This is a genomic window from Paenibacillus kobensis NBRC 15729 (genome assembly GCF_004000825.1).
In the GTDB taxonomy this organism is placed as follows: Bacteria; Bacillota; Bacilli; order Paenibacillales; family Paenibacillaceae; genus Paenibacillus_T; species Paenibacillus_T kobensis.
Window position 1 is genome coordinate 1 of record NZ_BILZ01000039.1, and the last position, 12,576, is coordinate 12,576.

Annotated in this window: 12 protein-coding genes and 1 other annotated feature; of the genes, 4 read left to right on the plus strand and 8 right to left on the minus strand. The window is 49.1% G+C overall.

Features of this window, described 5'->3' with window-relative positions; translation table 11 throughout:
• Positions 1 to 447 precede the first annotated feature (447 nt).
• Positions 448 to 954, plus strand: coding sequence for a hypothetical protein (locus tag PKO01S_RS19720; protein ID WP_127533161.1), 507 nt, complete (start codon positions 448 to 450; stop codon positions 952 to 954).
• Positions 955 to 1,071: 117 nt separating this feature from the next.
• Here the strand turns inward: PKO01S_RS19720 and PKO01S_RS19725 are convergent, their stop codons facing one another.
• Entirely contained in the window at positions 1,072 to 2,331 is a 1,260-nt protein-coding gene (locus PKO01S_RS19725; RefSeq protein WP_127533162.1) for an MFS transporter, read from the minus strand.
• 215 nt (positions 2,332 to 2,546) lie between these two features.
• Between PKO01S_RS19725 and PKO01S_RS19730 the strand changes: the two genes are divergently transcribed.
• The gene (locus tag PKO01S_RS19730) at positions 2,547 to 2,762 is read left to right on the plus strand and encodes a hypothetical protein (RefSeq protein WP_127533163.1); all 216 of its coding nucleotides are present in this window, start codon (positions 2,547 to 2,549) and stop codon (positions 2,760 to 2,762) included.
• 121 nt (positions 2,763 to 2,883) lie between these two features.
• Here PKO01S_RS19730 and PKO01S_RS19735 read toward each other — a convergent pair whose 3' ends face one another.
• A complete protein-coding gene (locus PKO01S_RS19735; protein ID WP_127533164.1) occupies positions 2,884 to 3,822 on the minus strand; it encodes a phosphotransferase family protein in 939 nt (312 codons plus the stop codon).
• 268 nt (positions 3,823 to 4,090) lie between these two features.
• Entirely contained in the window at positions 4,091 to 4,567 is a 477-nt protein-coding gene (locus tag PKO01S_RS19740; RefSeq protein WP_127533165.1) for a YiaA/YiaB family inner membrane protein, read from the minus strand.
• Positions 4,568 to 4,766: 199 nt separating this feature from the next.
• Between PKO01S_RS19740 and PKO01S_RS19745 the strand changes: the two genes are divergently transcribed.
• Positions 4,767 to 5,171 carry a TerB family tellurite resistance protein gene (locus PKO01S_RS19745; protein WP_127533166.1) on the plus strand — a complete coding sequence of 135 codons (405 nt, stop codon included), beginning with the start codon at positions 4,767 to 4,769 and terminating at the stop codon, positions 5,169 to 5,171.
• A gap of 82 nt (positions 5,172 to 5,253) precedes the next feature.
• Here the strand turns inward: PKO01S_RS19745 and PKO01S_RS19750 are convergent, their stop codons facing one another.
• Both PKO01S_RS19750 and PKO01S_RS19755 read right to left on the minus strand, forming a co-directional pair.
• Positions 5,254 to 6,168 (minus strand): L-lactate dehydrogenase, encoded by a 915-nt coding sequence (locus PKO01S_RS19750; RefSeq protein WP_127533167.1) that lies wholly within the window; start codon positions 6,166 to 6,168, stop codon positions 5,254 to 5,256.
• Complete coding sequence (locus tag PKO01S_RS19755; RefSeq protein ID WP_127533168.1) at positions 6,161 to 6,982, minus strand: formate/nitrite transporter family protein; 822 nt, start codon at positions 6,980 to 6,982, stop codon at positions 6,161 to 6,163. Before PKO01S_RS19755 ends, PKO01S_RS19750 begins: the two co-directional genes overlap by 8 nt.
• A 283-nt stretch (positions 6,983 to 7,265) precedes the next feature.
• Positions 7,266 to 7,499, plus strand: a binding site (T-box leader).
• A gap of 59 nt (positions 7,500 to 7,558) precedes the next feature.
• On the opposite strand from PKO01S_RS19755, the gene PKO01S_RS19760 reads away from it, so the two are divergent.
• Positions 7,559 to 8,428: a GNAT family N-acetyltransferase gene (locus PKO01S_RS19760; protein ID WP_127533169.1), complete on the plus strand. Its 870-nt coding sequence runs from the start codon at positions 7,559 to 7,561 to the stop codon at positions 8,426 to 8,428.
• A gap of 3 nt (positions 8,429 to 8,431) precedes the next feature.
• Here PKO01S_RS19760 and secA2 read toward each other — a convergent pair whose 3' ends face one another.
• From secA2 to PKO01S_RS19775, 3 genes are read right to left on the minus strand one after another with little or no spacing between them, the layout of a single operon-like run.
• Positions 8,432 to 10,714, minus strand: coding sequence for an accessory Sec system translocase SecA2 (secA2, locus tag PKO01S_RS19765; protein WP_127533170.1), 2,283 nt, complete (start codon positions 10,712 to 10,714; stop codon positions 8,432 to 8,434).
• Between the two features lie 38 nt (positions 10,715 to 10,752).
• Positions 10,753 to 11,226, minus strand: a complete 474-nt coding sequence (locus PKO01S_RS19770; protein WP_127533171.1) for a small multi-drug export protein — start codon at positions 11,224 to 11,226, stop codon at positions 10,753 to 10,755.
• Positions 11,223 to 12,545, minus strand: a complete 1,323-nt coding sequence (locus PKO01S_RS19775) for a sensor histidine kinase (protein WP_127533172.1) — start codon at positions 12,543 to 12,545, stop codon at positions 11,223 to 11,225. Before PKO01S_RS19775 ends, PKO01S_RS19770 begins: the two co-directional genes overlap by 4 nt.
• Positions 12,546 to 12,576: the final 31 nt, after the last annotated feature.

Genomic DNA, 12,576 nt, shown 5'->3' on the forward strand with positions numbered 1-12,576 from the left:
CCAGGATCAAACTCTCCATAAAAGAAGTGCTTGTTTAGCTCATTTAAAGCTGACTTGCTATTAAAACATATCGCTCATTGTTCAGTTTTCAAGGAACAAATCTTTCGTCTCCATGTCGTTGTTCGCGACAGGATCTATAATGTAACACATTTCAACTTCGAGTGTCAAACACTTTTTTCACCGCGTTTAATGCGCTGTTGTGTTTGTGTTTCTCGTAAATTGTTTGCCGTTTTGGCGGCGAGATCTATCTTAGCACGCATCTTCCCCAATAATCAATCACCAATTTTAACCATTATAAAATAACGATACAAAGTGCTGAAGTTGCCATCCTGTTACCACTAATACGGGTAGCAGCCCGATGCATTCAAAATAGGCGGCTGTCCGGTTTCCTTTGTGTCTGTTTCCTTCATATATGAATGGGTAGATGCATATGAGAGGAGACCCGAAATGGCCGTTATATTCAAAAGAGTCGGGAATACCGCGATATTCTCCGCTGATGCCGAAGTGAAGACCAAGCAAGGCATCCTGGAGGTCAATTTTGTAGAAACCCAACGCATACCGAAAGGCAGCTTGAACGGAGTGCTGCAAATCTCCTTGAACGGCAAGCCTTTGATTATTGCCTCAAGCAGCGGCAAACCGAAATCATGCCACTGCAAGAACTGCAACTGTAAAACAAGACGCGTCCGGCAACAAATTCAAGTCTATAACCGCAACAAGATTAAAGAACTCAGCAGTGCTATAACGCTGGTCTTTCGCAAGCTAAGACGCGAGTTGATCACATCTCAAACGAGAAAATCCGCTGCTTCTGCTGCGGTGCCTTGCTTTATCAGGCTCCCATTATGCCGTCTTGCCTATTCCCAATACATTGTTGCCTGCAGGCTAAGGGGCAGACCTGCACAAGAATGCTTACAGGAAGCCGACGCCATCTATAATAATTGCAAAGGCAATTGCTGATTGGCATGAAGAAGATAGAAGAAAGCCGCCGAGGTCTCGGCGGCTTCGTTTGTGTCAGATTCTAAATCCTCTAAATTCGAATATCTTCATCACGGTTGCCGGGCCAAGGAATTACGATTAACTCGCCACCCCTTGCACGCCCCCGACATCCCGTCCCGTTCTTTTACTTTTGTATACCCGTACATAGCCCACGCTGCTGAGCAGACTCAGAACCACATTAATGGCGATTAACGCTTGGTAATTATGAAACAGATCATAGTTCAAGCCGCCTACATTGGCAGCAGCCACTCCCCCTAATTGATGAAACAATAAGAAAATGCCGGTTTGTAGACCGATTGACTTTGTTTTGAGGCTTTCGCCCGCCAGCAGAATGCCTCCCGGAATCGCGCCGAGATAAGTGGCTCCGAAGATTAAGGTAAATAGTACGGGAGACAAGTGAAATTGAGCGAACAGCACTGCGAACGCAATAGCTCGAATCAAGTACAGGCAGCCCAGTGCCAGCGCCCGCGGCATTTTGTCCAGCAGCGCTGCGAATACGAAACCGCCAACCATCTCCAGCACACCAAGAATGCTTAGCGAAGCGATAAACATCGAATGGGACACATGCGCGGTCTGCTGAATAGCCATCAGATGCATCTCGACTGTGCCTATGCTGAATCCGCAGGTAAACAGAGCAAAGATAACCGTCATGACCGTCGGATTCCGCGTGTAGCCGGACAACGTCTTCATCGACTGTTTCCATCCAGCTTTCCGTTCTGCGCGGTCATCGTCCGGACTTTGTTCAGACTGCGGACCTTCTTCGAACTTATCTTTGTTCTCCCTCATTACAAGCCATAATAGCAATATCGACGACAATCCAATGGCGATGGAAATCTTGTAAGCCGTCATCCACGTGAGCCACGAATCATTATGCACAAAAATCGGTGTAATCGCAGCCAAGCCGATCGAGCTGGCGCTGCTGATGATCATCAATGCTTTGGCCCGGTGATGCCGGAACCACTGCGCAACGATCACATAGCTGGTGCTTGCACCGATCCCCGCCAGCCCGCCCAGCACACCGAATCCGATAAAATAGCCGGCGGGATGCCGAAACGCCAAAATAACGATCGCAGAGACGACCCCCATGGCGGTTCCCGCCGTCATCGTCACCTTGTACCCGAGCCTGTCGGTCAACCAACCGCCTAACGGGGCGCACAACGAGCCGATCAAGATGCTGGCAGACCATGCATAGCCAATAAAGCCTCTCGTAACATCAAGCGACTCGGAGATCGGGGCTTGATAATATTGAACGATGATACGACCTACGGAGCCCAGAAATCCGAATATCCATAAAAAGCCGACGATGAGCCAAGCGTACTTGGGTTCCTTGAACCACATGCTCTTCACTCCCTAAAAAATACCGATTGGTATCTTTTACGGTATCCTTGGTTTACCATTTTGTCAACAAGTGATTCTTGAGGAACTTTGTAAGGTTGTCAGATTACCGTTTCTGAACACGTTTATCGAAAGCTGGCGATCTCGCTCGGAATAAAATGCATCTCACGGGCGAATAATCACTGTGGTAATGAAACCCTTACTGAAGGAGAATTGCCATGAGCGATAACAAGCCATTCGACGCAGTGGAAGATCTCGTAAGCCTTGAGGCTCTATCGGCAATGAACGCCGCCCTCTCGCCGGATGAGAATGAGCCCTCCGACGATCATGATCGGAAGATCGAAGATCCGTCATTGGATCAGTCATTGGATCAGTCATTGGATCAGTCATTGGATCAGTCGATTCATTCCAATCACCGGGATGACTTAGCATAATCTCGCTCTTCGTCCCTGCGATAATCATGGTCACCGCAAGCTGAAACGATCCCAACTCCCATCCGCCACACCGTCTGGTAACTCAAAAAGCCGCACGAAGTGCGGCTTTTTGGCTTGAATGCTATCGATTTCGGCCGGTAGCTATCTGAATCGCACATCGGGCATGATACTCTGCGAGACTCTTCGCGAATTGCTGATCGGGAAAATGCCGGTGAAGCAGCTTCAATCCCCCTGCTGTCAACGACAGGTGATGGCAATACCGGTAAAACATCATCCGCTTCGGATCAAGATTGTTATTCCTTAAGTAACGATAGAACTCTCCGAACCGAAGCTCTAAGAAGCTGTGTTCATGTTCGGGATCGAAGAATCCCGCTCCTTCAATATCAATAAGGTACGGCTGCATTTTACTATCTATTAATATATGATCAGGACCGAGTTCCCCATGTATGAAGCTGTACCGGCTCCCGGGCTCTATATCTGCTTCCAGTTCGTATAACTTATCAAGCAAGGTGCTATAACTCTCCCTCACATCCTGCATGTGCTCGAAGGCATACGATAGGGACATTTCCGCATGCTTCCGCTGAGCTTCAGAACACGGTCTATCGTTGCTTCCGTCAAAGTCGGCATTTCCGTAATAATCCCTTTCGATTGCGTGCATGTTAGACAACATACTCCCAATCCGGTGAAACAACTCATCCTGAACTTTGGGGTCTTCATGGTGAAAATATGCCTCGGCTTTCTGCCCTTCTATATACTCGACAAGTGCAAAGTCAAAAGGATGCCGGTCTTTCTTGTTATTCAGATCATATAAGGCAGGCGTCTGGACTCCATGTTGTCGGAGATAACGATTGTTCATAGCGAAGAGATGGCTGCCGTATGAACGTTGGAATGCCGGATCGTTCAAGACCTCTTCCTGGAAGTAGTTGCGGGACAGATCCCACACATAGAGCACACAAGCAAACCCGTTCTTGCAGTCGATCTTGTAAATGACTTTTTGCGCGCCACCGTAAGTTCTTGCGACTTCAGCCACGGAATAGCCGGTGCCAAATACTTGGTGCATATACTCCTGTATTTCTCCATGAGTGAGATGACTAGCAGGTTTCATCGTATAACGCTCCGTTCATCTGTATTTGCCGGCCGGCAACATAAATGTATAAAAATTGCATAGAAAAGTATAGACTGTTTCTTTCCGGTCTGTTAGAGTGTTGATTAGGGTCTATGTATTTGCGGAGTTGATGCTTCGTTGTTGATTCGAGACTAACAATGAACCTTAATATATGAGAAGGGCCGGGAGCTCACCTATGAGCTGACCCGGCCTTTAACATTCATTACCCTCTAATTTCGCGCCCCGCATCTTGCTCGGCGAGAATCTCTTTGTCTTCCGCGTTATCCCTCGTCACTTTCTGAACGCCAATCGCACTATAGGAGATCAGCAGAATAACCGCAATGTAGTATCCTTTGACATTCAATTCGAATGTTGCGTTGTAAAGGCCGATGAAGAACATCGCATATCCGATAACTAAACCCGCAATGGCTACACCCGTGAATGCCTGTGTATTCCTCATCCTATGTTTCGGATTATCCAATCGTATTTCTTTATCTTCAGCATTATCACGGACAACCTTCTGCACCATGATACAAGTAATCGTGATCAACACCATGCAAAGCAGATAATACCCTTTGACGTTCAATTCCCAGTCCGCGTTATATACGCCAAGACAGAATAGAAAGAGACCTGCAATTAGCGCAAAATACGATGCTCCCGTGAATGCCGCCGTGTTGCGTCTGCGATATCTGTGATTCATGAGGAATCCTCTCCTACAGTAGATTAGAAAATCTTTGTACTATTTTCCATTGCTCCCTGCGAATTCTAAGCTTATTGTAAGGTAGTAATTGGATCTGTGATAGTACTAATTTCGTATAGTACCGGGCACGGTAGGAAAATAACGGTTTATGTAGAAACTAAGAATACTCGACGATTATAACCATAAGGGAGCTGACAGCGTGTTTTTACACTTTTTGCAACAGAAGGAGCATAAGGAAGCCTTCCTCGAGCTGGCGAATATCGTAGCTAGCGCCGACGGCTTCGTTAGTCTTAAGGAAAAAGGCGGGCTGCGCATAATTGCGGCAGAGCTGGATTTGCAGGCGGCTCCGGCATCGCGTACACTCACGGACATTCTCGGCTGCGTGCAGGATGAGCAGGTACGGCATATTTTTATGGTGGAAATGCTGCTGCTTAGCTATGCCGACGGCGATTACAATGACGATGAGAAGGAAATCATTATGGAGATGAAGCGGCAATTCGGTATCTCCGACGAGAAATACGAAGCGTTCAAGGATTGGGTGGTTCGCATGGATCAGCTGAAGATCGAGGGCGTGAAGCTCATTCTGAACATGCCTAAGCTTTAGTCTATTAGCAAACGCAGTCTTCTCTTCTTTAAATGAAAAGGAGCCTGAGGGAAGCTATCCCTTCAGGCTCTTTGCTTTATCTCTACACTTGGATCGATTGAATAAGCTCCTTCAGTTTCTGTGCCGAACGGTGAAGCTTCTCGCGTTCTCCATCCGAAATTTCCAGCTGGAGTACCTCGCGGACGCCGGTGCGATCCACGACGCAAGGAACGCCCAGATAAACATCCGATACGCCATGGTAGTCCTGAAGCAGCGTCGAAACATTAAGCACGGCGCCTTCGTCGCGGAGAATTGCGGTGCAGATCCGGTCCAGCGCGAGGGCAATCGCGTAGTAGGTAGCCCCCTTAGCCGAGATAATCTCGTAAGCCGCATCCCTTGTGCTTGTGAAAATTCTCTCCTTCGTCTCTTCGTCGAACGGAATGCGGGTTCCGGCGACATTGGCCAAGCTCCACACCGGAAGCTCGGAATCGCCATGCTCGCCGATAATATGGGCGTGCACGCTGCGAGGGTCGATGCCTAGCTCTTCGCCGATCAGATAACGAAAGCGCGCGCTGTCGAGCAGCGTGCCCGAGCCGACAACCCGATTAGCCGGCCACTTCGACTTGTGCAACGTGAAGTAGCTCATGATGTCGACCGGGTTGGATGCGATCAGCAGAACGCCATCCTGGTTATACTTAAGCACCTCCGTCATGATGCTGTCGAAGATGTCGACATTTCTCTTCAACAGATCGATTCTCGTCTCGCCTGGCTTCTGGGCAGCGCCCGCCGTAATGATAATAATGTTGGCATCGCGGCAATCCTCATAATCGCCCGCCCACACCTTCGTTCTCCCGAGGAAAGGAAGGCCGTGGTTCATGTCGATGGCGTCGCCTTTCGCCTTGCCTTTGTTAGCGTCAATGAGCACCAGCTCGTCCGCCCGCTCCCTGAGCAACAGCGTATAAGCAGTCGTCGCGCCGACGGCTCCTACTCCAATAACTACGATCTTTGTTTTACTCATTCGAATCGCCCTCCGTAATAGTAGTCGTTGCATCGAGTTCATCCAGAAATGGCTTGTTCACGTAGTAGTACATGATGCCCATCAGTACCGCTCCGCCTATAATATTGCCTAAGGTGACCGGAATCAGGTTATGAGCGACCCCGCCCATGGATATCGTCCCCGGATGATGCAGTACCAGCGCAATCGCGAACGTGCACATGTTGGCTATGCTATGCTCGTAACCCGAGATGAAGAAGCAGAACACGAACAGAATCATGGCGAACATCTTCGCACCGTCGCCCTTAAGGGACAACGGGATGAAGAAGGCAAGACAGACGAGCCAGTTACAGAGAATAGCCCGGAAGAACAGCTCCGTCATAGGCAAATTCATCTTCTTATCCACGACGCTGAGCAGGAATCCGTTAACGGACGACTCAGCGAATAACCCGGTCGTATAGATCATGAATGCGAAAAAGGCTGCGCCGATAATGTTGCCAATGTAGGTGTACAGCCATAGTTTCAGTACGGTACTCCATTCCATTTTTCGCCTCAGCGCGGTGTACGTGTAGTAAAAGGTGTTGCCGGTGAACAGATCCCCTCCCCCGTAGGAGATCAGGATGATGGCCGCCCCGAACGTAATCGCCGCCATCGGATAAGTGAGCGGGGAATGCTCCCCATAGAAGAAGCTGCCCGTCTTGAATGCCACGATAACACCGAACCCGATGAACATACTCGCTAGCGCGGAACGCGCAATATACCGAAGCCGGCTCTGCTTGAACACCTTGAGCTTCTTCAAGGCCAGCTGTTCCACCTTCTTAAGTGCGGCAGCTTCCATATCCGTTCACCTCTAATTTTGAGATTGTAAACTAGCTCAAACCTTAGCTCGGTGAGATGATGATCACCGGTTATTCAGATCATAAAGAATATGCGGACATCTAGCTGTGATAATGATCACACCGCATGTGACTTCAACGGTGAATTAAAGGGATTCATAAGCAGCGCAAACGTCAAATAGCCCTCATCCAGTTGGTGGGGACTGTTTAATAATGTGAGCTGTTGTTGTTTGAGTTATTGACAGAATATTCTGCATATCTTATATTGAACTTAATTTATAATTATCGAATGCGATGACGAGGACAAGTAGATCCGGAAACGCCGTTCAGAGAACTGCCGGTTGGTGCGAGGCAGCGGATATCCGAATCAAAAATCACCTCAGAGCTGGCCCCCGAATGAATAGTAGATGGGCCCGGGATTCTACCGTTACAAAGAAGCACCGTTGTTGGACGGTGGCTAAGGGGGCGTTTATTATAACGTCAATCAGAGTGGTACCGCGGAGAAACTCCGTCTCTAATGGGATGGGGCTTTTTTGCGTCTTCATAAATGAAAGAGCAGATGAAAGGGTGATATTGCAATGAAATTCAAGTTGTATACGGATGTGCATGAGTTTTACAACGATACCTATGATGTGCTGATGCGTCACGAAGCACAAAATTTGATTCCTCTTGGCAATATCATAATCGGGCATGAAGGAAAAGACAAAACAGACTGGCGCGACCCTGTAAATTGGCTTATGGCAACTATTTCGGATGCTAAGGGCATACAACTTACCGCCGTAATGACGCCGCCGCACCATATTACGCTTTATGCAACAGACAACATTATTAGCCCAGGAGCTGTAGACTGTCTGATAGATGGGCTGAAGGACCGTGAAATTCCAGGTGTTATATCCGAAAAAACCTTGGCAGAGTATTTTGCCAAAGAATATACCTTGCGCAAGGGAAGAACCTTCAAAACAACCATGAGCCAACGTATATATGAACTTACGGCAGTAAACCCGGACATTAAAATGGTTGGTACCGTTCGATTGCTAGATGAAAAGGACATGCACTTCTTCCCATACTGGGCTGAAGCATTCTATGCAGCGGGGAGTTATGGCAAAACAGAAATGTCCATCCCGCAACAAAATGCAGACCCTTACCTCTACCGAATAGCATCAAAAAAACTCTATATTTTAGAGGACAACGGGATACCCGTTTCTATGGCAGGATATACGAGGGAAATGCAAACGGCTATTGGAGTGGCCTTTGTATATACCCCTCCATATGAGCGCAGGAAGGGTTACGCTTCTTCAATTGTGGCGCAAATAAGCCAACTAGCATTGGATAAAGGATTTACTAAGTGCGTCTTATATACGGACTTAGCAAACCCTACATCTAATAGCATCTATCAAAAGATAGGCTATACGCCAATTTGTGATTCGCTTCAGTTAAAATTTGAATAGTATTTACGAACTTTCATGGCCAATTGCATGTTTCACTTTCCGAACCATTTTCAGAACCGCAACTTCAACCAAAGAGGTTAATCTCTGCGTATAATGATCATTTATGATATACGTCCGCGTCGAAGAAGGGCCTTTCAAGCCTAACCGCTCCCACTCGGAGGGATCGTTCGAATCGCTGAGCCTTTCCAGCATTCTTGAAGTCTCTTTCTCGATCTTCGCTTGAATTCGTCCGAACGCCTTGATAATCCGCGCATGAAACTCGTCGATCGGATTAAGGTCCGCAAGACTTTCCAGATGAATGCCTTCGCGAATATACGATACATAAGCAAGATGCTCAGCCCACAACTTGTCGATATAGAACAATCTGACGCGCTGTTCCGAGGGACTCATTGGCATTTCACCGGTCAGAATAGCGAGGCGGTCTTTATACAGGATGAGCCTTTGCTCCTCCACCATATCCGAATAGCGGTTCAACTCTTGGCGGATTTGGAAGTTCTGGCCCATGATCACACGCTGAACATGACCGATTTTATTGCGCAGCGCCGGTTTATCGAGCGGCTCGTCCTGTCTGAGTTTCCTGTAGGAGGAAGGGATCGCCTGGTCGATGCCGGAGCGATGCAATAGCAAATCGTCCTCTAAGCTTACAAAAAATCTGGACGCTCCCGGATCTCCTTGCCGTCCTGCGCGGCCGCGCAATTGGTTGTCGATTCGAACGCTTTCGTTCACGAGCGTACCGATGATATACAAACCGCCAAGCTCCACGACAGCATCCGCCTGCTTCGCGTCTCCGCCGCCAAGCCGTATATCCACGCCTCGTCCAGCCATATTGGTGGACACCGTCACGGCGCCAATTTCTCCCGCTCTGGCAATGATTTCGGCTTCTTCCGAATCGTTCTTCGCGTTAAGCACATGGTAGCTAACTCCCACTTCCCTGAGCCGATCCGCCAAAATGTCTGATTCCTGGACACTCGACGTGCCGATCAGAATCGGCCTTCCGGTCGCGTGGACAGACGCAATTTCATCGACCAGCGCTCTCAGCTTCGCTTCCTTGCGGGTATAAATCTGGTGAGGGTGATCGATGCGGATGCAAGGACGGTTGGGCGGAATTCGAACAACCTGCAGCGAATAAACATAGTCGAATTCGTCCGCCGAGGCTTGAGCGGTAGCCGTCATTCCGCTGATGGTCGGATATAATCTCAACAAATGCTGAAGCGTGATCGTGCCGAGTATGGTGCCACCGACCTTCGAAGCAAGCCCTTCCTTCGCTTCCAACGCGGCTTGCAGCCCTTCCGGCAAATGCCGGTTTTCCGCCACGCGTCCGGTATATTCGTCGATCAGTTCGATTCGGCCGTCGCGTACGATGTAGTCGATATCCCGTTGTAATAGAGCATCGGCGTGGAGAGCGCAATGGATGGACGTTAACAAATGAACGTTATGGGCTTCGTATAAATTACCGCAGTTCAATAGCGACTCTACCTTGTCGGAGCCCGCTTCGGTTAAAAAGACGTTGCGCTTAAATTCATCGAAAATAAAATGCTCGTCAAGATGCAATTGCTTCGCCACATCCGCGAACCTTGTGCCGTCCTGTCCAGCAGTTGCAGCTTCATCTGCGATTACGAGCGGAATGCGCGCCTCGTCGAGCAGCAGCGAATCCGCTTCGTCGACGATCACGTAATGAAATGCCCGATGGACGGTGTCGCCTGTGGTCATCGCAATCGAGTCGCGCAAATAATCAAAACCCGCTTCTTTGGCCGTCACGTAAGTAATGTCCGCCGAATAAGCTTGCTGTTTCTCAGCTAAGCTCATACCCGATTGAACCGCCCCTACCGATAGGCCGAGAAGCCGATAGACCGGTCCCATCCACTCCGCGTCCCTGTTCGCCAAATAATCGTTAAACGTCAGGACATGCACCCCTTTGCCCGTTATCGCGTTCAAATACGCCGGCATAACGGCCGCAAGCGTCTTCCCTTCGCCTGTCTGCATTTCAACCAATTTCCCCTCGTGAAGGGCAATGGCCGCCATCACTTGAACCTCGAAAGGCCGCATGCCAAGCGTCCGCTGCGCCGCCTCGCACACTAATGCGTACGCATCTGTCAGCAGCTTGTCGAGCGGTGTTCCCGCCTTGGCCTCACTTTGCAGCCGTAACGATTCAGCTTTAAGCTGCTCGTCGTTCCACGCTCGCAAATCCTGTTTATTTATCGTTGCGGCTATGTCCCGATAACCATTCAGCTTGTGCAGCACTTCGCGCTCTTTCGCTCTTTGCACCAATCTGGCGATCATGTTCATGCGGACCTGGCCCTCCCCTCGCTACAGCTTGCTTGACCTCATTTCATAAATTCAACAAATCCAACACCGTAATACGCAGCTGCCGCGAAAAGAATGGTCCAAAATGCAAGGCTCGTCGTCATCCAAATGAGGATCTTTTTACGCGGGGCTTTAAAAATCATGGCGACGGCGACGGCAATCTCCGTTCCGATCAGCAGCGGACCGATGACGGCAAGACCCGGCAATCCGTACTTGACGAATACGTGATGGGCGCGTTTGCTTTTTTTGCTCTCCTGCGCCGGCTTCCCGCTGGCCATGCGTTTTCTGTTTCTCCATTCCTGCCATCTATGAAAGAGGAAAATCATGAGTACCACGGTTAGCCAATTTCCCGTAAAAGCAAGAAGCGTGGACCAAATCGGATTTAATCCAAGCGCGATGGCAAGGACAACAACCGCCGAAGACTCAATCCACGGCAGCGCCGACAACATGAACACGGCCAAGTAAGACCATTCTTGAAGGTATTCCTCGATCATTCGTTAACCCCCTGTACTTTAGCTTCAATCCCTTTGCGCATCTCATAAGCGTTCAACACCGGAAAACGAATGGCAACCGTTGTGCCCTGTCCCACTTCGCTACTAATATGGACAGAGCCCTGATGCTGGTCAACGATCCAGCGAACGATCGATAGCCCTAAGCCCGCTCCATGACCCCCTCTTTGTCTAGCGGAGTCCCCTTTATAAAAGCGGTTAAATACGAACGGCAGCTCGCGCTCCGGAATCCCTGCCCCATTGTCCTTAACGGTCACAAGAACGGATTTCCCCTGCCTTACGCATCCAAGGTCGATCTGTCCGTGCTCCTGCGTAAATTTCATTGCATTGTCCAGCAAAATCATGAGCATCTGTACAAGCCGGTCCTCATCTCCATGAATGAGCAATTCTGCATCTTCGACATGGAGTTGCAGCCGCAACTGCTTATATGCCATTATTGGCTCAATACTGTTTGCAAGCTCTTTAATAATTCCGTCCAATCGCACAGGCTTGCAGGAGATAACTTCCTCATTCGAATCGCCTCTTGCCAGAAGAAGCAGCCCGTCTACCATGTTGCTCAACCTTTTCGTTTCTTTCAAAATGACGGAAATAGGGACGATTTCCTCTTCGATTGTACGGTCAGGATGGCGTAACAATAACTGCGCTTGCCCTCTAACGACGGATAGCGGACTTCTTAACTCGTGGGAGGCATCTGCCACGAATTGCTGCTGCTTGTCCCAAGCTTTCTGAATCGGCACGAGCGCCCTTCTAGCCAATGCATAACCCGCGATGACCGACAATAAAGCACCGACACTTATTCCGAATCCGATACTCCATAACAACCGGTTCAAATAATACGCCTCGGCCGTAATTTCCGTCATGATCTGGACCGTCTTCAAGGGTAATTTCGACAGCTTCTCAACATCCGGTAATTGGCCCTGATAAGGTCTGCTTACGAACCGGTAGATTTTCTTGTCCAAATGTATCGTCTCGGGTCCCATGCTATTTTGTTTCTCCCGAAGAACCGAACTTACCGAGATCAATGGCTCTTTATAATAAACGCGTCCTACTAGGTCATCGTTCGAATCCCAGTAGTAAACCACCGTGAACCGTTCCGGTTCATTCGAATCAATGCTGATGACTTGCTCCCCCGTGCTCAGGGACACCTGCCGCATGTGATCAATATCGAACACCAGCAGACGGTCAATATCGGAATAAATCTTATAACGCGCCAGTCCGTATAAAGAACCCCCCAGCATGACGAACAACAGAAATACGATGAAGCTGTTCCATATCGTCATTTGTACAAGTGTGCGTTTGATCATGCTGGGGTTTGCTCTCCTTTGTATTGAACCG